Raw genomic sequence first — 18917 nt, 5'->3', positions numbered from 1 at the left:
CGCGCTTCGCGCTGTTTGAGGCTAGGCGGCCTTGGACCTCTTGCCTTCGATCAGCCGTTGACCGGTATTGATCTCGATCTGGCGGGGCTTCAGGGCCTCCGGCAGTTCGCGGGCCAGTTCGATCGACAGCAGGCCGTCGGCCAGGTCGGCGCCCTTCACCACCACATAGTCGGCCAGCTGGAACCGGCGCTCGAAGTCCCGCTCGGCCAGGCCGCGATGCAGATAGGTGCGCCCGGCCGCGTCGTCATTGGCCGTCTTGCGGCCGGTGACGGTCAGCAGGTTCTCCTTGACCTCAAGGGTCAGTTCGTCGGGCTTGAAGCCGGCGACCGCCACCTCGATGCGATAGGCGTTCTCGCCCGTCGTCTCGATATTGTAGGGCGGCCAGCCGTTTTCCTGACTGGTGCGCGCGGCGCTTTCCAGCAGGCCGGCCAGACGGTCGAAACCGACGGCGGAACGGTACAGCGGGGTGAAATCATAGGTACGCATGGGTCATCCTCCTGAGGAACAGCAAGGTTGAACCGCCCCAGCGTTTTGGCCCGGGACGGCGGTGGGGGTTCAGCCCCGACGGTCCGAATGCTCGGCCCCGTCCGGTCTGGAGGCCCCGGAACCGGCGGCCTCGAACCCGATGTGGGGAGCCTGCGCGCGCCGTCAAGACCGCGCCAATCTGTCGCCGTCGGTTCGGAAGGCTTGCCCCCGTGCGCGGAGGCCGTAGGGTTCGCCGCACATTTGTGGAGCCTCCCATGCGCCTGCTCGTCCTCGCCGTGACCACCGCCCTCGCCCTGCCCTCGATCGCCGCGGCGCAAGCCCTGCCGGCGCTTCCGGCCCTGAACGAGACGGCGTCCCAGCGCACGGTGCGCCGCGCCGCCATGACGCCGCCGGTCCTGCAGGAGGACGCCGCCCTCCAGGCCGCCGTTGGTTCCGACGCCCGCCCCGCCGCCGACGTAGCCCGCGACACCTTCCGTCATCCGTTGGAGACCCTGACCTTCTGGGGGCTGACGCCGGGCTCGACCGTCGTCGAGATCGAGCCCGGCCGGGCCGGCTGGTGGCGCAACATCCTGGAGCCCTACGCCCAGGCCACCGGCGGGACCTATGTCCCGGTCAACCGCCCGCTCGAGAGCATGGGCGTGCCCGACGGGACCGCCGACATGGTCGTGGTCGCCCGCGCCTTCCACAACTGGCACGGCAATGGCCGCACGGCGCCGTATATGGCCGCCTTCTTCAAGGCGCTGAAACCGGGCGGCGTCCTGGCCGTCGAACAGCACCGCAGCGCCGAGGGCCTGAACGCCGACGCGACGGCCCCCTGGGGCTATGTTTCCGAAAGCTACGTCATCCACGCCGCCCAGGCCGCCGGCTTCGTGCTCGACGCCCGCAGCGAGCTGAACGCCAATCCCAAGGACGACCGCGACCATCCGTACGGCGTCTGGACCCTGCCGCCCGTCCGCACCAGCGCGCCGCGCGAGGGCAACGCCAACGACCGTCCCACGCCCCTGACCGAGGCCGAGCGGGCCCAGTATGACGCGATCGGCGAGAGCGACCGCATGACCCTGCGATTCCGCAAGCCGGCCTGACTGCGCGTCATGCCGGGAACCGTTTTGACGGGCTTGGGGAACACGGTTAAGGCCTGCTGGCCGGGGCGGCGTCTGATCGGACAGGACCGCCCTGCGGGGAGCGTGCATGGCTGAATCCACGGAACGCCGCCAAGGGCCGCTGTCGCGCCGCGGCCTGCTGTCCGGCGTCGCGGTCGTCGCTGTCGCCGGCCTGGCCGCCTGCGGCCGCGAGGAAAAGACCGCCGAACCGCCTCCGACCCCTGACGGCCCGCCCAAGGGTTCGCTGGAGTGGGCCGTCGCCGGCCCCTGGCGCGCCCAGGACAAGGCGCGCGACGCCGCCCGACATCCGATGGAGACCCTGCGCTTCTTCGGCCTTCAGCCGCGCATGACGGTGGTCGAATTCTGGCCCGGCAGCGGCTGGTACACCGAAATCCTGGCCCCCTACCTCGCCGAGGGCGCGGGCAAATACGTCGCCGCCGGCTTCCAGACCGGTCCCGCCGCCGATCCGTCCCAGGTCGCCCTGATGGCCGCCTTCCAGCAGCGGTTCACGACGGACGAGCGCCTGTACGGCGAGATCGAACTCAGCGCCTTCGGCCCGACCTCGGGCCCGGTCACCGCCCCGGGCACGGCCGACATGGCCCTGTTCATGCGCAACATCCACGCCTGGATGGCCGCCGGCATCGCCGAAAAGGCCTTCGCCGACGCCTGGGCCGCCCTGCGTCCGGGCGGTATCCTCGGCGTCGAACAGCACCGCCTGGGGCCCGAGGAGGATCAGGACCCCGCCGCCGCGAACGGATACGTCCAGGAAGCGTTCGTCAGACAACTGGCGGCGGAAGCGGGCTTCGCCTTCGTCGCCGCGTCGGAAATCAACGCGAATGAAAGGGATACCAAGGATCATCCGTTCGGGGTCGAGACCCTGCCGCCGATGTCGCTGACCGCCCCGCGCGGTTCGCCGCCGAACCCGGCCTTCGACCGGTCGAAGTATGACCGCATCGGAGAGAGTGATCGCATGACCTTGAGATTCAGGAAGCCAGAGTGAACCGAGCCGTCGCCTATGCCGCCAATGCGCCCCTGATGGGGGTCCCGGGCGCCTCCGCGCCTCCGGGCGGCGTGGGCGAATGGTTCCGCGGCGCCGGCGGCCTGCGCCTGCGCGCCGCCTTCTGGACGCCCTCGGCCCTCGTCGCCAGGAAGCCCCGCGGCACGGTGATCGTCAGCCCCGGCCGGACCGAGCCGATCGAGAAATACTACGAGGTCATCGGCAATTTCCTCGCCCGCGGCTGGTGCGTCCTGGCCCACGACTGGCGCGGTCAGGGCCTGTCGGCCCGCCTTCTGCCGGACCGGCTCAAGGGCCACGCCCGGGCGGTCGAGGAATTCCTCGACGACTACGCCCGTCTGCTGGACACCTGGGAAGAAAGGGCGCCCAAGCCCTGGGTCATGGTCGGCCATTCGATGGGCGGAGTCTTCAACCTGATGACGCTGCAGGGCGGCGAAAGCCGCTTCTCGGGCGCGATCCTGACCAGCCCGATGCTGCGCATCAAGACCGGAAAGCGGTCGATGTGGTCGGTCAAGCTGGCGGTGCGCTGGAACCTGCGTCACGGCAAGGCCGGAGACTATGTGCTGGACGACGCCGACGACCCGTTCGACCACACCTTCGAAAAGGACGCCCTGACGTCCGACGAAAGCCGTTACGAACAATGGCGGCAACAGCTGTACGCCTGCCCGCATCTGGCCGTCGGCGGCCCGACCTGGGGCTGGCTGTCCGTCGGTCTGGACGCGGGCGAACGGGCCCTGAAGCCCAAGGCGCTGAAGGCGGTCCGGATTCCCGTCGCCATCGTCCAGGCGGGCGAGGACGACCGGGTCTGGAAACAGACCAACAAATGGGCCGCCAAACGGCTGGGCCGCGGCCGCTACGTGGAAGTTCCGGGCTCGAAGCACGAAGTCATCATGGAGACCGACGACCTGCGCGCGGTCTTCCTGGAAGAGTTCGACGCCATGGGCGCCTATGTCTCGCCCGTCGAGGACCTGTCGCCCCTGCCCGCCAGCGAGCCCACCGAAGCGGCGTGATTCCCTGAATCCGCCGGGCTAGATGGCCGCCCGTCTCAGCGTCACCAGCGCCTGCTCCCGGATGCCGACGTCCCCGACCGCCAGGATCTGGCCGCCGCCGTCCGGCGCTTCCCCGCGCCAGTTGCTGACCGCGCCGCCGGCCGCCTCGATGACCGGAACCAGCGCCGACCAGTCCCAGACCTTCAGACCGCTTTCGGCGACCAGATCGATCCGGCCGGCCGCCACCATGGCATAGGCATAGGCGTCGCACCCCAGCCGGGCCAGACGCGCGGCGGCCCGCACCTGGGTCCAGGCGCCCAGCTCCGCGCCGGTGAACATGTCGGGATCGGTGGTGGCGATCAGGGCGTCGTTCAGGCGCGGACACGGCCGCACGGCCAGCGGCGTTTCTCCGCCCGCCTTCAGCAGCCGGGCTCCCGAAGGCCCGCCCAGGAATATCTCGTCCAGACAGGGTTGCCCGATAACACCCACCGTGGGCCGTCCCCCGGTCCTGAGCGCGATCAGATTGGTCCATAGCGGCAGGCCGGCGATGAAGGCCCGGGTGCCGTCGATCGGGTCCAGGATCCAGACGTGTTCGGCGTCCGGCCGGTCCTCGCCATATTCTTCCCCGATCACGCCGTGGTCGGGATAGCGGGCGGCGATCAGCCGGCGGATCGCCGCCTCGGCCTCCTGATCGGCCTGGGTGACGGGATCGAACGCGCCGGGCCCGCCCTTGTCGCTCTCTTCATACGCGCCCCGGAAATACGGCAGGGATACGCGCGCGGCCTCGCGGGCCAGGTCGACGGCGAACAGTTCGAATTCGGTCATGGAGGCAAGCCAGTGGTTAGTGGCTAGTGACTAGTGGCTAGGATCACGCAGGGCCAGCCCCCGACTGCGGCTTCAGTCCGCCCGCCGGGCGCCGCAGCGCCAATCACTCGCCACTAGCCACTAATCACTAGCCACTTCTACGCCGCGTCAGCCTCGACGTGCAGCGACTTGGCCAGATCCAGCAGGCGCCGGCGCGGCTTCTCGTCCAGCTGGTAATAGGCCTGGATCAGGTCGAGCGTTTCCTTGCGGGAAAACATCTCCCCGCCCTGGTTGGCGACCTCGCGGCGCTCGATGGCTTCTTCCAGACCGTCGTAGAAATAGCTGACCGGCGATTCCAGCGCCTCGGACAGCTGCCACAGGCGGGCGGCCGAGATGCGATTGGCGCCGCACTCGTATTTCTGGATCTGCTGGAAGCGAATGCCGACCTGGTTGGCCAGCTGTTGTTGCGTCAGGCCCAGCAGGCGCCGGCGGCGGCGCAGGCGGCGTCCCAGATGCAGGTCGATATCGGTGGCCATGGCCCCTGTTCCCCGTGTTGGCAGGCTGTCCCGAAGCGGGACGGCTCGCCCTTCACGCGGCAAGCACCGTGCCGTGCTCGCCTGACGGGGGAGAGTCGGTGAGCAATGTTCTGCGGGGCGTTCCGCAACCGTTACGGTTCACGCGCATTACGGCGACAGAGCATTTGGCTTCAAGGGAGAGACAACATGGGCTTGGGTATCATTGGCTGGATCGTCATCGGCATCGTCGCCGGCTGGCTGGCGGAAAAGGTTATGGGCCGCAGCCATGGCCTCGTGACGAACCTGATCGTCGGCGTCATCGGCGCCCTGCTGGGCGGCTTCATCGCTGGCAACCTGCTGGGTATTCCGGTCGGCGGCTTCAACCTGATCACGCTGCTGGTCGCCTTCCTCGGCGCCTGTCTGCTGTTGTTCCTGGTTGGCCTGGTCAAGCGTCGCGGCTAGGCGCTTCGCATTCCGAAACGACGAAGGGCGGCTCCATCCGGAGCCGCCCTTTTTCTATGGCGGACAGGCCGGTGACCTGCCTGCCGGGCCTGGTTCCGCTTCCGACCGATTGCGGAAATTCCGACCTGCCCCTCTGGCGTTCAGATGGCCCGGACCCCAGCTTCCAGGCACAGTTCGGGAGTGGCGGTGATGACGACCAAGGCTCATTGGGAAAACGTCTATCAGACCAGGGCAGTGGACGAGGTCAGCTGGTATCGCCCCCACCTGGATGTTTCACTGAGGCTCATCGAACACGCAGCGCTGGACCGCGGCAGCGCGGTCATTGACGTCGGTGGCGGGGAAGCGACCTTGGTCGATGACCTTGTCGGGCGCGGTTACAGTGACGTGACGGTGCTCGACATCTCCCCGGCGGCCATTGAAGTAGCGAAGGACCGATTGGGCTCTTCTGCCGCCTCGGTGCATTGGATCACCGGGGACATTACGGCCGTCGAACTGGAAGCCGCTCGCTATGATGTCTGGCACGACCGGGCCGTATTCCACTTCCTGACGAGTGCAGATGACCGGGCCGCATATGTGCGTCAGGTCGCCCGCGCGGTTAAGCTTGGGGGACACGTCATTGTCGCGACCTTCGGCCTGGATGGTCCGGAGAAGTGCAGTGGACTGGATGTCGTGCGCTACGACGCGGAACACCTGCACGACGAGTTCGGGACGAAGTTTCGTTTATTGGACAGCGTCACCGAGTTGCACGAGACGCCCTGGGGGACGCCTCAGCAGTTCATCTATTGCTTCTGCCGGGTGGAATGAGAACGCGATATCCGCCCGGCACGCGCCTCCGTCCGCTAACCACCCCCAACCGACCCCGGCGAGGTCCGCATCCGGCCTCCCGTGTCGAATGTCCGGTTTGCGGCCCGGTACTTATGACGGCACCCGACCCGAAGCGGACATTCGCCGCCTTCGCTTGTCAGCACGCCCAAGAGGCATCAACGTTCGGATGCGGCAGCGGGTCTGCGGCAGCAGCTTAAGGGGCGCGCATGATCCGAACAGTTTTCGTGGTTTGTTTGTGCCTCGGCGTCGCGAGCTGTGCCAAGCCCGCCGCAGACAGTTGCCAGGCAGACGCTGATGCAATGATGGATATGTCGTTCGCTGCCTTCGATCAGGGAGTGGATGGCTGGCGTTCGTTAGATAGCAGCTTGGCTTGCTCTGACTACGCGGACGATGTGCTGGCTGAATATCGGTCCCGGCACGGCCCTAGCCTCGGCCCGGCGAATGCCAGCCTGCTCATGTGGCACGAGGCTCAGGTGCTGGCCGTGCAAGGGGACTCTGCGCGATCCCTCGACCTTATGAAGAAGGCTGCATATCCGGGAGAGCCTCAGTGGCAGAAGCTCTATCGAGAAGGGAGTATCGCGTTCCTAGATGGTGAAATGGCACGGCTGCAGACAGCAAGGGATCAGCTATCCCGGCTACCCCGCGATGCAAGCTTGATCGTTCCGGGCGGTAGAGCGGTCGCTTGGCCCCCTAATCTGGATGTGCTGGACGGACTCATTTCCTGTTTCGGAAAGCCCTACAGCGTCGCTTACGCTTGCCGCCGACCGCCCGCGATCGAGTAAACGGGGACGTCCGCTTCCCACCCATCGCGGACGTTGGGTTCGTCCGCTGTTGGGCAAGGGCGCCAAGGTCCGGGCGCCTCAGTGGCGGACGCGGCGCCCACGGGTCAGCCGGGCGCGCGGGTTGTCTGAAACGACGAAGGGCGGCTCCGTGCGGAGCCGCCCTTTATTCTTGCCTCGATCAGGGATCAGGCGCCGGGCTTGTCCGGCTTCTGGCCTTCGCCGGGGGGGGTGGCGCCGTGGTGACCCTCGGGATGGGCCGGAGCAGCCGGCGTCGCCGGCGTTGCGGGCGCCGCGGGCGTGGCCGGGGCGACGCCCGGGTCCGCGGGCATAGCCGGCGTAGCGGGGGTCGCCGGCTCGGCCGGCTCGGACGCGGCCTCCTCGGCGGGCTCGGCGGCGGGCTCAGCGACCGGCGTCGCGGCGTCCTCGATCGCGGCGGCGGCCGAGAATTGGGCGCTGGTCCAGCCCACGGCGACGCCGGTTCCGTCCGGACGCACGCCGTCGGCGACCGGAATGCCGCGCAAGGTACCGTCGGCGCCGCGCACCGTCAGTTCCTGGCCGGTTTCGGTCGTGCGGGCGCCTTCAAGCTTGCCCAGCACCGCGCCATCCGAACCCTTGACGTCGGATCCCGGCTGAAGGGTCAGATTCTGCGTCGGCGCAGGAGCGGCCGCCTCGGCGGGGGCGGGGGCCGGCGGCGTCTGCGGGGCCGTGCTGTCCTGGGCGAACGCGGGAGCGGTCATGAGGAACAGGCCGGCGACGCCAGTGAGGAGCGCGGTCTTTCGCATGATGTCTACCTTGTCAAAGCGAGCGGGAGGGCTCGCACCGATTGGCTAACACGACGCGTGACTGTTTGTTTCGGCCGCCCCGAAATGACCTTGAGCCTGCCCGGTTTGGCCGATTCCGGCTCGTTCAGCGCCACAAGCGTGACGTTTGTTCAGTCCCCGGCGGGCTTCAGCGCGTCGACGACCACCCCTTCGGTCAGCAGCTGGGGCAGGATGCGGGGCTCGGGGGATCCAGGCGAATACAGCAGATACAACGGCACGCCCGAGCGTCCGTGACGCTGAAGCTCGGCGGTGATGGCGTCGTCGCGCCGGGTCCAGTCGCCGACCAGATAGACGGCGTTGGCCCGCTCCATGGCCGCCGCCACGCCGGGGGAGGTCAGGGAGGTTCGCTCGTTGATCTTGCAGGTCACGCACCAGTCGGCGGTGAAATTGACCAGCACGGGCCGCCCCTCGGCCAGGGCGGCTTCGACGGCCGACGGCGACCACGGCGCGGACCGCAGCCCGGCCGGACCCTCGCCCGGTTCGGTGACCGGAATCCCGGCCGGCGCGACGGCCGCCAGCCACCCCGCTCCGGCGGCCAGCAACAGGGCGGCCGCGCCCGCCGTGAGATGCAGCACGCCGCGGCGTCCGGCCGTGCGCTCGGCCTGGGCTCCGCCGACCAGCCACAATCCCAAGGCCAGAAGCACGCCGGCCGCGAACAGCAGGGCCAGCGCGTCCGCCCCCGCCTGACGCCCGAACACCCAGGCCAGCCACAGGGCCGTCGCGTACAGGGGGAAGGCCAGCAGACCCTTCAGCCGCTCCATCCACGGACCGGGCCGCGGCAGACGGGCCAGAAGCCCGGGCGTCAGGCTGACGGCCACATAGGGCAGGGCCAGTCCCAGTCCCAGGCCCAGGAAGACCACCAGCGCCAGCGGCCACGGCATCACCAGCGCCGCTCCCAGGGCGAACGCCATGAAGGGGGCGGTGCAGGGCGCCGCCACCACGACCGCCAGCACGCCGGTGAAGAAGGCGCCCAGTCCGCCCGGCAGCCGCGCCAGCGGGCCCGATCCGGCGCCTTGCAGCCCCGCGCCGACGTGAAAGACGCTCGACAGGTTCAGGGCCACGGCCAGCATCAGCAACGCCAGCCCGGCCATCACCGGCGGCGACTGCAGCTGGAAGCCCCAGCCCACGGCCTCGCCCGCCGCCCGCAACGCCAGCAGCACGCCGGCCAGCAGCAGGAAGGTCGTCAGCACGCCCGCGAGGAAGGCCAGGCCGTCGCGCCGGGCGTGGCGCGCGTCATGGGCCGAGGCCGCCAGCGCCGCGGCCTTCATGGCCAGGATCGGGAAGACGCACGGCATCAGGTTCAGGATCACCCCGCCCAGAACCGCGAACAGCACGGCCTGAAGGAAGACCGCCAGACCAGGCTTGTCGGCGCGCGCCGCGTCCGCGCCGCCGTCGGGCGCCGCCGCCAGATCGCCTGATCCGGAGGTTCCGGCCAGCGCCGTCCCCGGCTCGGCCCGGATTTCGAACGCTCCATGGGCCGTGGCCAGCACGCCCTCGACCGGCCCGGTCAGGCCGTCCGCCCGGGTCGCCCCGCCCGGTTCCAGCCGCAAGGTCAGGCCCCGCGGTCCCCACGCGCCCGTCTGGGCGGCCGCGTGTCCGACGACGCCGCCCCTGAACGGGAAGAAATAGCTCGGTCCGGGATCGCGCCCGGCCAGCGGCCCGCCGGCGGCGCTCAGCACCAGCGCGCCGTTCTCGAGCGCGAGGCGCGCCTCGATCCCCGCCGGCCGCGGCGCCGACTCCAGAACGCGCGTGATCGCCGCCCCGTGGCGCGGGTCCAGCGGCGCGGCGCCCTCGCGCACCGGCACGTCCAGCCTCAGGGTCAGTTCTTCCGGCACGCACATCTCGGCGCTGCAGACGAAGAACAGGGCCCTGACCGTCAGCGGCAGCACCGTCCCCGCGCGCGCGGTGGCGGGAATCTCGACCGGGACCGGCAGATAAGCCTCGCCGGAATAGCCGTAGTTCATCAGGCCCGCCAGCCGCTGGCGTTCGGGCAGGGGCCAGACGATGTCCCCCGCCTTCACGCCCTGCGGCGTCGTCCATGTCAGGGTCGTCGCGCCCCCGGAATCGCCGGGATTGCGCCAGTAGGTATGCCAGCCGGGCTTGATGGTCTGTCGGACCGCGACCACGGCCGTCGAACCAGGCGCGGCCCAGGCCGACATCGGGACCAGTTCGGCCTCGATCCGCTCGGTCCGCTGCGGCCCCGATGCGGACGCGGACTGGGCCATGGCGGAGCCCGATACCCCCGGGAGGGCGGCCAGCCACAGTACTGCGGCGATCAGGATGCGGGGAAAAAGGGACACGCGGGCTCCACGAGGCGTCGGGGCGACCTTAGCCGTCCCGACCCCGCCGCGTCACCGTCCGTCGCAGCGGCGTGTCGCCTCAGTTGCGCGGAACGGCGTCGATCAGCACTTCGGTGCGGCGACGCATGGGTTCGCGCACGCCGCTGGCGGCCTCGGCGCCCGTATCGCCCGCCCCCTCGACATCAAACACCGGCGCCGGCCAGCCGGCCGCCGTCAGCGCCTCGGCCACCGCCAGGGCGCGCCGCTCCGACAGGCTCTGGTTCGCCGCCGCCCCGCCCCGGGCGTCCGACAGGCCCATGACCTGCACCTTGCGGATCTCGCACCCCTGCAGCTGGGCCGCCGTCATGCCGATGGCCTGCCGCGCCGGCTCCGTCAGCCGCGCCTCGCTGTCGGCGAAATACACCTCGAACCGCTTGGCGGTGCACGCCGACGGCTCGGCCACCAGATCGCTCCGGTTCCTGAACCCGGGCACGGCGCAGCCCGCAACGGCCACGGCTGTCACCCCCACCAGCACAATCGATCGCTTCATCTTCCGCCCTCCATCCACCCATGAAAAGGGCGGTCCGCCATCCGACGAACCGCCCTGATATTCAGTCGAAAAGCCGACGCCTAGTAGCGGCGCTGGCCGTTCTCCCAATAGCATTCGTCCTGACGGCCGTCGTAGCAATAGTAGTACCGGTTCGAGCTGTCCCGGTAGCGTTGCTGGTTGTTGCGGTCCTGCTGCGAACCGCGAATGGCGCCCGCCGCGCCGCCCACGACGGCGCCGATGGCCGCGCCGGTTCCGGCGTTGCCGCTGCCGACGTTGTTGCCGATGATGGCGCCGGCGACTGCGCCGAGGCCGGCGCCGATGGCGCCCTGACGAACCGTTTCATTGGTGCCGCCGTAGCCGTCGCTCGCACAGGCGCTGGCCAGCAGGCCGGTAGCCGCGATCGCGATGATTGCCTTGTTCATGGGTATGTCCTTCATCCCTGGGGTTCGCCCCTGCGGTGAGAACGCTGGATAAGCGTGGCGGTTCCCCCGCTATTATGGATGTCCGGCCTGTGTCAGGTTGGGACGGCGCCGCGTCAGACGCGTGCGCCGATGCTTCATGGGAAGAGACGGGGGTCTTGTATGCGTTTTTCTGAACCGGTCCGCATGGCGGACGATGGCGAGCACAGCCCGGTGTGGGCGCGCTCGAAACGCCGTTCGGGCAATCCGCTGGTGGGGATCATCGTGACCCTTCTGGCGCTGTTCGGCGTGCTGACGGCCGTGCTGGGAGTCAAGGAGCGCTCGCTGGCCGAGGGCGGGGCCATCGTCGACGGCTGGATCGCCAGGGGCGTCGACACGGTGAAGGGCAAGGCGCCCGAGGCCGCGGACCAGGCCGCTGACGCCACTGTCGCCGCCGCGGAGAAGGCCGGCGACGCCGCCCAGGCCGGGGCCGCCGCCGCTTCGAACGAGCTGAAGAAGCAATAGCCGCGCTTGAGGCCGAGCCGCCGGAACATCGCCCTGACCGGGGCGTTCGGGCGGCATGACAGACGCCTTGATCCCGACCGTTGATCCGACGGCCGCGCCGAATGACGCGGCCGTCGAACCGCGCATGCTGACGCCCCACGTCGCGCTGGGGCGGGTCATCATGCTGGTCAATCCGCACTCCGGCGGTGTTGGCCCCACGGCGGTCCAGGAGGCCGAGGCCATTCTGGCCGAATATGCCTGCGAGGCCTCTGTCGTCGCCCTCGACTCAAACAGCTTCGACGCCCAGATACAGGCCGCCCTCGACGCCGGGCCTGATGTGCTGTTCGTGCTGGCGGGGGACGGCACCGCCGGGACCATCGCCTCACGGGCGGGTCCGGACGGCCCGCTGGTCGCACCCCTGCCGGGGGGCACCATGAACATGCTGCCCAAGGCGCTGTACGGAACCGCCGACTGGAAGGCCGCCCTCAGGCTTGCACTCGAGGAGGGCGTCCCCCAATGCGTCGCCGGCGGCGAGGTTTCCGACGGCCAGACGTCCCGGATCTTCTATTGCGCCGCCATCCTGGGCTCGCCCGCCCTGTGGGCGCCGGCGCGGGAGGCCGTCCGCGACGGCAAGCTGAAGCTGGCCTGGATGTACGGGCGCCGCGCCCTGCGCCGCGCCTTCTCCGGCAAGATGCGCTTCTCGCTGGACGGGAAGCCTTCCCGTCGCGCCGAGGCCCTGGTGCTGATCAGCCCGATGATCTCCAGGGTAATGGACGAGAACACGGGCCTTGAGGCCGCCGCGATGAACCCGTCCGATGCGGCCCAGGCCTTTCGTCTGGCCGCGCACGCGGTGTTCAGCGACTGGCGTCAGGATCCGGCCGTGACCACCAAGGCCATCCAGCGCGCCACCATTCACGCCCGTTCGCGCATCCCCGCCGTGATCGACGGCGAACCCATCCTGCTGGCGCACGAGGCGAATGTGAAATTCATCCGCAAGGCGTTCCAGGCCCTGGCCCCCATTCCGGCCGCCGCCGGGGACGCCGTCTAGTGGGGCGAATTCTCCAGTTTTCGGACATCCACTTCGGCGTCGAACACAAGCACGCCTGCGCGGCCGCTCTGGAATACGCCCACGGCAATGCGCCAGATCTGGTCCTGATCACAGGCGACATCACCCAGCAGGGCTTCCCCGCCGAGTTCGCGGCCGCCGGGCGCTGGATAAATCAGATGCCGGATCCGCAGTTCGTGATCGTCGGCAATCACGACGTCCCCTACTGGAGCCTGTTCGCCCGCCTGTTCGCGCCGTGGAAGGCGTTCGAGAAGGCCACGGGCCACCCTGCCCACGACCACCAGTTCCTCAGCCCCACGGTGATGGTGCGCGGCGTGGTGACCGCGCGCGGCTGGCAGGCCCGGACCAACTGGTCCAAGGGCGTCATCGACCTGATGCAGACACGCAAGGCGGCCGAAGCCCTGCGTCAGGCTCCGGTGGGCGCGCTGCGGATCCTCGCCTGCCACCATCCGCTGATCGAGATGATCGGCACGCCGATGACCGGGGACGTCAAACGCGGCGACCGCGCCGCCCTGATCTTCGCCGAGGCCGGGGTCGATATCATCGCCACCGGCCATGTCCATGTGCCCTTCGCCCTGCCCATCGGCGTGGGCGACCACTGCTCCTACGCCGTCGGCTGCGGAACCCTGTCGCACCGCGAACGCGGGGCCCCGCCCAGCTTCAACCAGATCGAATGGGACGCGCACCACATCACGGTGACCTCCATCGCCTGGAACGGCGAGCGGTTCGAGCCGAGCCAGACCTGGAAGCTGCCGCGCCGTCAGGACACCCGCAAGACGGCCACCGCGCCCGACCCGAACGTGGCCGGCGAAAAGGAAAAGGCCGCGGTCTGAGCGACCGCGGCCTCGTTCTTTCAGACGTATCGTTCGCCTAGATGCGGCGTCCCCTGCCTGTGACGAAATGCACGATCAGCAGGATGATAAAGACGACGAACAGCACATAGGCGATGTTCATCGAAAGCCCGGCGATGCCACCGGCGCCCAGGGCGCCCGCGACCAGCGCCAGAACGAGAAAGATTAGAGCCCAACGAAGCATAAGCGGTTCCTTCCAGAGCGGTTGATCCAGGAACGGCTTGCACCGCGCCTCAGGGACCAACGTTCCGGACCCGACCCCGTTCCGCCGCTAGCGGCGGCGGCCTCGTCCGTGCGGCTTTTCGGTGAAGGCGGCCGCGACCATGGTGGCGAGAGCCGGATTCCTGAGGAAGATCCAGCCGCCGGCCAGAGCCGCCACCGTGCCCAGGATCGGGCGCTGGCGGAACAGGCTGTAGGCGCGCGCGCCCAGACCGGACGGCTCGTCCTCGTCCAGTTCGTCTTCGGCCTCGCTGCGAGCCAACAACATCATCGTCACGACGACTGCGACCAGGGCGAACAGCAGGAAGGTGATCGCCGCAGCCGCCAGGGGCACGACGATCAGCTGCAGGGCGAAGAAGATCGTCGCCCCCAATGCCAGCACCGCCACCAGAGCGGCGCCCGCCGCGGCCGAAGCCGCGACGGCTTTTTTGACCAGACCTCTGGCCAGGCCCCCGCCGAACATCAGCGGCGACGGCCGGCGAGCAGCAGACCCAGCACGACGCCGACGCCCAGGGCGATGGCGGTGGACTGCACGGGACGCTCCTGCACCCGCTCGGTGATGTAGCGCTGGGCTTCGTCGAAGCGATCCTGCGCTTCGTCATAGTATTCCTGACCGCGAACGCGGGCCGTGTCGTAATAGCCGCGGGCCCGCTCGCGCAGGACATCCGACTGTTCGCGCAGACGAGCTTCGGCCTCGGCGGCCTTGGCGCGCACGCGGGTTTCGGCGTCCGCCGCCTTCTCGCGCAGCCGCGCCTTTTCCTCGGCGCCGAGGACCTTCAGGTCGTCCTTCAGGGTATTGAGATCGTTCTTCACGGCAGTTCGTGCCGCCTTGGTCGTGGCCATGATGCGCGCTCCGATGTTCAAGCTTGGCTGTTAAATAGAGACTTCAGATCCGGAACGCCACCGCGACACGCCGGTTCCCGCATTGCACCATTTCCGACGGCTGGCGAAGCGTCGCATCCGGGCATAGACAGACGTCATGACCGACTGGCTGTTTGACCCCGCTCCCACCCCCTCCCTGCCGATCCACGGACGCGTCGAGCGCTTCCCCGTGCGGCGCATTCTCTGCGTGGGCCAGAACTACGCCGCCCATGCGAAAGAGATGGGCCACGAACGGGCCGAGCCCTTCTTCTTCACCAAGCCCGCCGATGCGGTGGTCGACGGCGCCGATCCGGTCTTTCCCCTGGCCACCTCAAACCTGCACCATGAAGTCGAACTGGTCTGCGCGATCGGCGCGGAGGGGGCGATCGCCGGCTGGGCCGTCGGCTGTGACCTGACCCGCCGCGACCTCCAGGCCGCGGCCAAGGAGAAGGGCCGTCCGTGGGACGCGGCCAAGGGCTTTGACCAGTCCGCCCCCTGCGGCCCGATCACCCTGGGCGCCCTGCCGGATCCGGCCGCGCCCATCGCCCTGTCGGTCAATGGCGAAGCCCGTCAGTCGGGCCGGCTGGACGACATGGTCTGGAATCCGGCCGAGATTCTCGCCAAGGCGCGCACTCTCTGGGACGTCCGCCCCGGAGACCTGATCTTCACCGGCACGCCCGAGGGCGTCGGCCCGCTGCAGCCCGGCGACCGGGTCGAGGCGTCAATCGGCGGTCTGCAGCCGCTCGCCTTCACGGTGACGCCGCGATGATCCTGCACGGCTACTGGCGCTCGGGCGCGGCGTATCGCGTCCGCATCGCCCTGAATCTCAAGGGCCTGCGCTACGCCCAGCAAGGCGTCGATCTGCGCACCGGGGCTCACAAGTCGGCCGCCTTCGCAGTCCTCAATCCCCAGGGCATGGTGCCGGCGCTCGAGGTCGATGGCGCCGTCCTGGCCCAGAGCCCGGCCATCCTCGAATGGCTGGAAGAAACGCACCCTTCCCCGGCCCTGCTGCCGCCCGATCCGCTGGACCGCGCGCGGGTCCGCGCCATGGCCGCCGTGATCGGCTGCGACATCCATCCGCTCAACAATCTCCGCGTCGGCAAGGCCCTGCGGGAGACCTTCGGCGCCGATCAGGCCGCCATCGACGCCTGGGCCGCGCGCTGGATCATTCCGGGCTTCACCGCCCTGGAGGCGCTGGTCGCGCAACACGGCCACGGCTGGTGCTTCGGCGCGGCCCCGACCCTGGCCGACTGCTATCTGATCCCGCAGATCTATTCCGCCCGGCGCTTCAACGTCCCCCTCGACGCCTTCCCGCGCCTGCTGGCTATCGACGAGGCGGCGAAACAGCAGCTCGCCTTCGCCGCCGCCCATCCGGACGTCCAGCCCGACGCCGACTAGGCCAGGAATCGTTCCACCGCCGCCAGGAACCGCCGCGGCTGGTCAATCATCACCATATGCTCGGCCCCCTCGATCCGCTCGAAGGTCGCGGGTCGGCGCAGGCGGGCGTAGGCGCTTCGGAACAGGCTGTCGGCCCTGGCGCGCGGCGAATTCTGGTCCGCGCTCCAGCCATAGACCACCGTCACCGGCGCCACGATGTCGGGCAGGCGGCGGCGCAGGTCCACCGTCATCACCTCATACAGCGACTGGGCCAGCACCCGCCGGTCTCCGCCTTGCCAGCCCATCGAGCCGAACACCGCGTCCGCCGCCCCTCCCAGCTCCAGTCCCATCGACCGGCCGCGCGTCCGCAACGCCTCGTCACCCAGGAACTGGATCGCTTGAAAGGCCAGCTGGGCGAGCGGCTCGACGTCGCCGACCGTGGCTCCCGGGCTGATCAGGGCGGCGAAGAAGGGCGAGGAATCCACCGCCATCACCCGTCCCACCCGGACGCCCGCGTCGGCGGCGATCCGGATGCCGACCTGACCGCCCATCGAATGGCCGATGACGGCGGGCCGGGCCAGGCGCTGTTCGGCCATGTAGCGTCGCACCTCATTGGCCACGCCAGGCATGACCGAGCCGTCGGCATTGGCCTGGGCCGCCAGATCGCCGAAGCCGCGCACCGAAACCAGATGCAGCCGCCGCCGGCTTTCCAGCTGTGTCGCCAGCCCGCGCCACACCTCGGCCGTCGAGGCAAGACCGGGGATCAGGATGAGGTCCGGCCCGCGCCCGCGCGTGGTCACGGTGATGCGCGATGAGCGGAACGGGGTTTGCGCCCACGCGCCCGAACCGGCGCCCCACAGGGCCGCTGCGGCCGCCAGGCCCTTCAACAGGTTTCGTCTTTGTTCCATGCCGTCTTTGAGTCTAGCTTGCCGCGGGAACGCAAGGGAGGTCACATTGGGCCAGCCGTCCGACGAAATCGTCTTCTACACCAACCCCATGTCGCGCGGCCGTATCGCGCGCTGGATGCTGGAGGAGGTCGGCCGTCCCTACCGCACCGTCGTTCTGGATTACGGCACGACGATGAAGGCTCCGGATTATCTGGCAATCAATCCCATGGGCAAGGTTCCGGCCATCACCCATCGCGGCGTGACAGTCACCGAATGCGCGGCGGTCTGCGCCTACCTCGCCGACGCCTTCCCGGAGGCCGGGCTGGCGCCCGCCAACGATGATCCGATGCGCGGGACCTATTTCCGTTGGCTGTTCTTCGCCGCTGGCCCGCTGGAAGCGGCCGTGACGGCCAAGGCGCTGAACCTTCTGGCCCCCTCCGAGAAGGCGGCCATGGCCGGCTACGGCAGCTTCGAACAGGTGGTCGACGCACTCGAGACGGCGGTGTCAGGCCCGGGTCCGTGGATCCTGGGCGACCGCTTCAGCGCGGCCGACGCCTATGTCGGCAGCCAGATCGGCTGGGGCCTGCAGTTCAAGAGCCTGCCCGGGCGCGATGCCTTCAAGACCTATGCGGACCGGCTGTTCCAGCGCGAGGCTTCGGTCCGGGCGCGCGAGATCGACGACGCCTTGATCGCGGCGAATGCGCAGGGGTGAGGAAGCGGTCTAGCCCTGGGCGGGGCGCAGGCCGGCGGGTGCGGCGGCGGCCTGAGCCACGGCCGCGCGCTGGACCTGCGGACGGCGTTCGCCGCCGGCGGCGCGGATGCGGTCGATGCGGGCCTTTTCGGCCCTGAACGCGGCCAGATCGGCCCCGGCCAGGATGGTGCCCTCGGTGGTGCGCACGCCGGCCGGATTGATCCGCTGGCCGCTGCGCCACAGTTCATAGTGCAGGTGCGGACCGGTCGAGGCGCCGGTCGAACCGACGAAGGCGACGACCTGTCCCTGGCGGACGCGTTGGCCGGCGCGGACGCCGGAGGCGTAGCGCGACAGGTGGCCGTAGCCGCTTTCGAGACCGTTGGAATGGCGGATGCGCAGCCAGTTGCCATAGCCGCCCCAGCGGCGGGCCTCGACCACGACGCCGTCCGCGGGCGCCACCACCGGCGTGCCCATGCCCGCGGCGAAGTCGATGCCCTGGTGCATCTTGCGATAGCCGGCGATCGGATGACGGCGGAAGCCGAACGAGGATGAGACGCGGAAGCCCCGCTCAAGCGGCGTGCGCATGAAGGCCGAACGCGTGTTCTTGCCCGTGCCGTCGAAATACTGCGGCTCCTTCGCCCCGGCGGGCTGGAAGCGATAGAAGGCCACGCCCTTCAGTTCGGCGTACAGCAGGCCGTCGGTGCCGATGGTGCGGCCGTTCTCGGTGACGGTGCGGCCGAACACATAGGTGAATTCGTCATTGGCCCGGACGTCCCGTTCCAGGTCGAACCTGTGCGAGAACAGCCGGCCGGCGGCGCGCGCCACGTCGGCAGGCGCGCCTTCGCGCCGCGCCGTGCGCGACAGCGAGCCCTCGACCTTGCCGGTCAGAACCACGGTCTCGTGCGTGACCTTTTCTTCCAGCGCACGCAGGCGCAGGGCGCCGTCGAAGCTGCGGGAGACGGTCAGCTGGGTCGCGGGACCGGTGCGCATGGTCAGGCCGATCAGGCGAGCGTCGCCCCGGCCGCCGCGCGGCCTGGAGATGGCGGTTTCGAACCGCTGGCCGACCCGCATGGCGGTGACGTCCATGGCGTTGGACAGGGTGGCGGCGACGGCCGAGGCTTCTTCCGGCGCGATGCCGGTGCGGCGCACGGCCTGCTCGAAGGTCTCGCCGCGGCGGATCTGGACCGGAATGGCCTCCGGCGTGGTCAGGCCGGCGGGGGTGCCCGCGGCGGCGAACGCCTGGTCGGCCAGGGCGGAAATCTGAATTTGCGTGAGAGGCGGAGCCTCTTCCGCTTTCGCGGGTTGGTACACACGACCGGCAAGCAGAGCCACCGAGATCGCCGCCACCGCCGTCAGGGCGTGAGGTGCGATGCGCATCGGTTGGCGACGTGGATCGAACTGAGCCATCGGTCCCCGAAAAACGACGACGCCGAAC

General features: G+C 69.5%; 23 protein-coding genes. 11 read left to right on the top strand and 12 right to left on the bottom strand.

Annotated elements, in window-relative coordinates:
* Nucleotides 1-21: 21 nt before the first annotated feature.
* Nucleotides 22-486 carry an Hsp20 family protein gene (locus PSV23_RS13615; RefSeq protein WP_300469896.1) on the bottom strand — a complete coding sequence of 155 codons (465 nt, stop codon included), beginning with the start codon at nt 484-486 and terminating at the stop codon, nt 22-24.
* Between the two features lie 254 nt (nt 487-740).
* Between PSV23_RS13615 and PSV23_RS13610 the strand changes: the two genes are divergently transcribed.
* The 3 genes from PSV23_RS13610 (at nt 741) to PSV23_RS13600 (ending at nt 3611) form a co-directional block, all read left to right on the top strand.
* Nucleotides 741-1568 (top strand): methyltransferase, encoded by an 828-nt coding sequence (locus tag PSV23_RS13610; protein WP_300469895.1) that lies wholly within the window; start codon nt 741-743, stop codon nt 1566-1568.
* Nucleotides 1569-1674: 106 nt separating this feature from the next.
* Nucleotides 1675-2586 carry a methyltransferase gene (locus PSV23_RS13605; protein ID WP_300469892.1) on the top strand — a complete coding sequence of 304 codons (912 nt, stop codon included), beginning with the start codon at nt 1675-1677 and terminating at the stop codon, nt 2584-2586.
* Nucleotides 2583-3611, top strand: coding sequence for an alpha/beta hydrolase (locus PSV23_RS13600; RefSeq protein ID WP_300469890.1), 1029 nt, complete (start codon nt 2583-2585; stop codon nt 3609-3611). The genes PSV23_RS13605 and PSV23_RS13600 overlap by 4 nt, the downstream gene beginning before the upstream one ends.
* Nucleotides 3612-3629: 18 nt before the next feature.
* Here the strand turns inward: PSV23_RS13600 and hisN are convergent, their stop codons facing one another.
* Both hisN and PSV23_RS13590 read right to left on the bottom strand, forming a co-directional pair.
* Nucleotides 3630-4415 (bottom strand): histidinol-phosphatase, encoded by a 786-nt coding sequence (gene hisN, locus PSV23_RS13595; protein WP_300469887.1) that lies wholly within the window; start codon nt 4413-4415, stop codon nt 3630-3632.
* Between the two features lie 137 nt (nt 4416-4552).
* Complete coding sequence (locus PSV23_RS13590; protein ID WP_055827004.1) at nt 4553-4930, bottom strand: helix-turn-helix domain-containing protein; 378 nt, start codon at nt 4928-4930, stop codon at nt 4553-4555.
* A 186-nt stretch (nt 4931-5116) separates the two neighbouring features.
* Here PSV23_RS13590 and PSV23_RS13585 point away from each other — a divergent pair, with 186 nt between their 5' ends.
* Together PSV23_RS13585 and PSV23_RS13580 are read left to right on the top strand one after the other, a co-directional pair.
* Nucleotides 5117-5371 carry a GlsB/YeaQ/YmgE family stress response membrane protein gene (locus PSV23_RS13585; RefSeq protein ID WP_300469883.1) on the top strand — a complete coding sequence of 85 codons (255 nt, stop codon included), beginning with the start codon at nt 5117-5119 and terminating at the stop codon, nt 5369-5371.
* Between the two features lie 189 nt (nt 5372-5560).
* The gene (locus PSV23_RS13580; protein WP_300469880.1) at nt 5561-6175 is read left to right on the top strand and encodes a class I SAM-dependent methyltransferase; all 615 of its coding nucleotides are present in this window, start codon (nt 5561-5563) and stop codon (nt 6173-6175) included.
* Between the two features lie 988 nt (nt 6176-7163).
* On the opposite strand, the gene PSV23_RS13575 is transcribed toward PSV23_RS13580, so the two are convergent.
* From PSV23_RS13575 to PSV23_RS13560, 4 genes are all read right to left on the bottom strand, one after another.
* A complete protein-coding gene (locus PSV23_RS13575) occupies nt 7164-7760 on the bottom strand; it encodes a superoxide dismutase (protein WP_300469877.1) in 597 nt (198 codons plus the stop codon).
* A 149-nt stretch (nt 7761-7909) separates the two neighbouring features.
* On the bottom strand, nt 7910-10024 hold the full coding sequence (locus PSV23_RS13570; protein WP_300470461.1) for a protein-disulfide reductase DsbD: 2115 nt from the start codon (nt 10022-10024) through the stop codon (nt 7910-7912).
* Nucleotides 10025-10178: 154 nt separating this feature from the next.
* Nucleotides 10179-10628, bottom strand: a complete 450-nt coding sequence (locus tag PSV23_RS13565; RefSeq protein WP_300469875.1) for an OmpA family protein — start codon at nt 10626-10628, stop codon at nt 10179-10181.
* A gap of 80 nt (nt 10629-10708) precedes the next feature.
* Entirely contained in the window at nt 10709-11050 is a 342-nt protein-coding gene (locus tag PSV23_RS13560) for a YMGG-like glycine zipper-containing protein (RefSeq protein ID WP_300469872.1), read from the bottom strand.
* 159 nt (nt 11051-11209) lie between these two features.
* On the opposite strand from PSV23_RS13560, the gene PSV23_RS13555 reads away from it, so the two are divergent.
* The 3 genes from PSV23_RS13555 to PSV23_RS13545 are packed head-to-tail and all read left to right on the top strand — an operon-like array spanning nt 11210 to nt 13429.
* A complete protein-coding gene (locus PSV23_RS13555) occupies nt 11210-11551 on the top strand; it encodes a hypothetical protein (protein ID WP_300469870.1) in 342 nt (113 codons plus the stop codon).
* Nucleotides 11552-11606: 55 nt separating this feature from the next.
* Complete coding sequence (locus PSV23_RS13550) at nt 11607-12578, top strand: diacylglycerol kinase family protein (RefSeq protein WP_300469868.1); 972 nt, start codon at nt 11607-11609, stop codon at nt 12576-12578.
* Entirely contained in the window at nt 12578-13429 is an 852-nt protein-coding gene (locus PSV23_RS13545; protein ID WP_300469866.1) for a metallophosphoesterase, read from the top strand. The genes PSV23_RS13550 and PSV23_RS13545 overlap by 1 nt, the downstream gene beginning before the upstream one ends.
* 37 nt (nt 13430-13466) lie before the next feature.
* On the opposite strand, the gene PSV23_RS13540 is transcribed toward PSV23_RS13545, so the two are convergent.
* The 3 genes from PSV23_RS13540 to PSV23_RS13530 all read right to left on the bottom strand — a co-directional run bounded on the left by PSV23_RS13540 (nt 13467) and on the right by PSV23_RS13530 (nt 14509).
* Nucleotides 13467-13631, bottom strand: coding sequence for a DUF1328 family protein (locus PSV23_RS13540; protein ID WP_300469864.1), 165 nt, complete (start codon nt 13629-13631; stop codon nt 13467-13469).
* Between the two features lie 87 nt (nt 13632-13718).
* Entirely contained in the window at nt 13719-14129 is a 411-nt protein-coding gene (locus PSV23_RS13535; protein WP_300469862.1) for a hypothetical protein, read from the bottom strand.
* Nucleotides 14129-14509 carry a DUF883 domain-containing protein gene (locus PSV23_RS13530; RefSeq protein WP_300469860.1) on the bottom strand — a complete coding sequence of 127 codons (381 nt, stop codon included), beginning with the start codon at nt 14507-14509 and terminating at the stop codon, nt 14129-14131. Before PSV23_RS13530 ends, PSV23_RS13535 begins: the two co-directional genes overlap by 1 nt.
* Before the next feature lie 136 nt (nt 14510-14645).
* On the opposite strand from PSV23_RS13530, the gene PSV23_RS13525 reads away from it, so the two are divergent.
* Both PSV23_RS13525 and maiA read left to right on the top strand, forming a co-directional pair.
* Nucleotides 14646-15296 carry a fumarylacetoacetate hydrolase family protein gene (locus tag PSV23_RS13525; protein WP_300469858.1) on the top strand — a complete coding sequence of 217 codons (651 nt, stop codon included), beginning with the start codon at nt 14646-14648 and terminating at the stop codon, nt 15294-15296.
* On the top strand, nt 15293-15925 hold the full coding sequence (maiA, locus tag PSV23_RS13520; protein WP_300469856.1) for a maleylacetoacetate isomerase: 633 nt from the start codon (nt 15293-15295) through the stop codon (nt 15923-15925). The genes PSV23_RS13525 and maiA overlap by 4 nt, the downstream gene beginning before the upstream one ends.
* On the opposite strand, the gene PSV23_RS13515 is transcribed toward maiA, so the two are convergent.
* Nucleotides 15922-16812 carry an alpha/beta hydrolase gene (locus PSV23_RS13515; RefSeq protein WP_300469853.1) on the bottom strand — a complete coding sequence of 297 codons (891 nt, stop codon included), beginning with the start codon at nt 16810-16812 and terminating at the stop codon, nt 15922-15924. The genes maiA and PSV23_RS13515 overlap by 4 nt on opposite strands.
* A 46-nt stretch (nt 16813-16858) precedes the next feature.
* Here PSV23_RS13515 and PSV23_RS13510 point away from each other — a divergent pair, with 46 nt between their 5' ends.
* Nucleotides 16859-17503, top strand: a complete 645-nt coding sequence (locus PSV23_RS13510; RefSeq protein ID WP_300469851.1) for a glutathione S-transferase family protein — start codon at nt 16859-16861, stop codon at nt 17501-17503.
* Nucleotides 17504-17512: 9 nt separating this feature from the next.
* Here PSV23_RS13510 and PSV23_RS13505 read toward each other — a convergent pair whose 3' ends face one another.
* A complete protein-coding gene (locus tag PSV23_RS13505; RefSeq protein WP_300469849.1) occupies nt 17513-18859 on the bottom strand; it encodes a M23 family metallopeptidase in 1347 nt (448 codons plus the stop codon).
* Between the last annotated feature and the right edge of the window lie 58 nt (nt 18860-18917).

The organism is Brevundimonas sp., from assembly GCF_029946145.1.
GTDB lineage: Bacteria > Pseudomonadota > Alphaproteobacteria > Caulobacterales > Caulobacteraceae > Brevundimonas.
This window is presented reverse-complemented; position numbering and strand designations above follow the sequence as displayed.

What these genes read in the sequence shown, in the direction of transcription:
- PSV23_RS13605 (WP_300469892.1), top strand. Translation starts at nt 1,675, where the DNA reads ATGGCTGAATCCACGGAACGCCGCCAAGGGCCGCTGTCGCGCCGCGGC.
- PSV23_RS13590 (WP_055827004.1), bottom strand. Translation starts at nt 4,930, where the DNA reads ATGGCCACCGATATCGACCTGCATCTGGGACGCCGCCTGCGCCGCCGC.
- PSV23_RS13580 (WP_300469880.1), top strand. Translation starts at nt 5,561, where the DNA reads ATGACGACCAAGGCTCATTGGGAAAACGTCTATCAGACCAGGGCAGTG.
- PSV23_RS13505 (WP_300469849.1), bottom strand. Translation starts at nt 18,859, where the DNA reads ATGCGCATCGCACCTCACGCCCTGACGGCGGTGGCGGCGATCTCGGTG.
- PSV23_RS13535 (WP_300469862.1), bottom strand. Translation starts at nt 14,129, where the DNA reads ATGTTCGGCGGGGGCCTGGCCAGAGGTCTGGTCAAAAAAGCCGTCGCG.
- PSV23_RS13610 (WP_300469895.1), top strand. Translation starts at nt 741, where the DNA reads ATGCGCCTGCTCGTCCTCGCCGTGACCACCGCCCTCGCCCTGCCCTCG.
- PSV23_RS13560 (WP_300469872.1), bottom strand. Translation starts at nt 11,050, where the DNA reads ATGAACAAGGCAATCATCGCGATCGCGGCTACCGGCCTGCTGGCCAGC.
- PSV23_RS13530 (WP_300469860.1), bottom strand. Translation starts at nt 14,509, where the DNA reads ATGGCCACGACCAAGGCGGCACGAACTGCCGTGAAGAACGATCTCAAT.
- PSV23_RS13555 (WP_300469870.1), top strand. Translation starts at nt 11,210, where the DNA reads ATGCGTTTTTCTGAACCGGTCCGCATGGCGGACGATGGCGAGCACAGC.
- PSV23_RS13515 (WP_300469853.1), bottom strand. Translation starts at nt 16,812, where the DNA reads ATGGAACAAAGACGAAACCTGTTGAAGGGCCTGGCGGCCGCAGCGGCC.
- PSV23_RS13575 (WP_300469877.1), bottom strand. Translation starts at nt 7,760, where the DNA reads ATGCGAAAGACCGCGCTCCTCACTGGCGTCGCCGGCCTGTTCCTCATG.
- PSV23_RS13615 (WP_300469896.1), bottom strand. Translation starts at nt 486, where the DNA reads ATGCGTACCTATGATTTCACCCCGCTGTACCGTTCCGCCGTCGGTTTC.
- PSV23_RS13565 (WP_300469875.1), bottom strand. Translation starts at nt 10,628, where the DNA reads ATGAAGCGATCGATTGTGCTGGTGGGGGTGACAGCCGTGGCCGTTGCG.
- maiA (WP_300469856.1), top strand. Translation starts at nt 15,293, where the DNA reads ATGATCCTGCACGGCTACTGGCGCTCGGGCGCGGCGTATCGCGTCCGC.
- PSV23_RS13585 (WP_300469883.1), top strand. Translation starts at nt 5,117, where the DNA reads ATGGGCTTGGGTATCATTGGCTGGATCGTCATCGGCATCGTCGCCGGC.
- PSV23_RS13525 (WP_300469858.1), top strand. Translation starts at nt 14,646, where the DNA reads ATGACCGACTGGCTGTTTGACCCCGCTCCCACCCCCTCCCTGCCGATC.
- hisN (WP_300469887.1), bottom strand. Translation starts at nt 4,415, where the DNA reads ATGACCGAATTCGAACTGTTCGCCGTCGACCTGGCCCGCGAGGCCGCG.
- PSV23_RS13540 (WP_300469864.1), bottom strand. Translation starts at nt 13,631, where the DNA reads ATGCTTCGTTGGGCTCTAATCTTTCTCGTTCTGGCGCTGGTCGCGGGC.
- PSV23_RS13570 (WP_300470461.1), bottom strand. Translation starts at nt 10,024, where the DNA reads ATGGCCCAGTCCGCGTCCGCATCGGGGCCGCAGCGGACCGAGCGGATC.
- PSV23_RS13550 (WP_300469868.1), top strand. Translation starts at nt 11,607, where the DNA reads ATGACAGACGCCTTGATCCCGACCGTTGATCCGACGGCCGCGCCGAAT.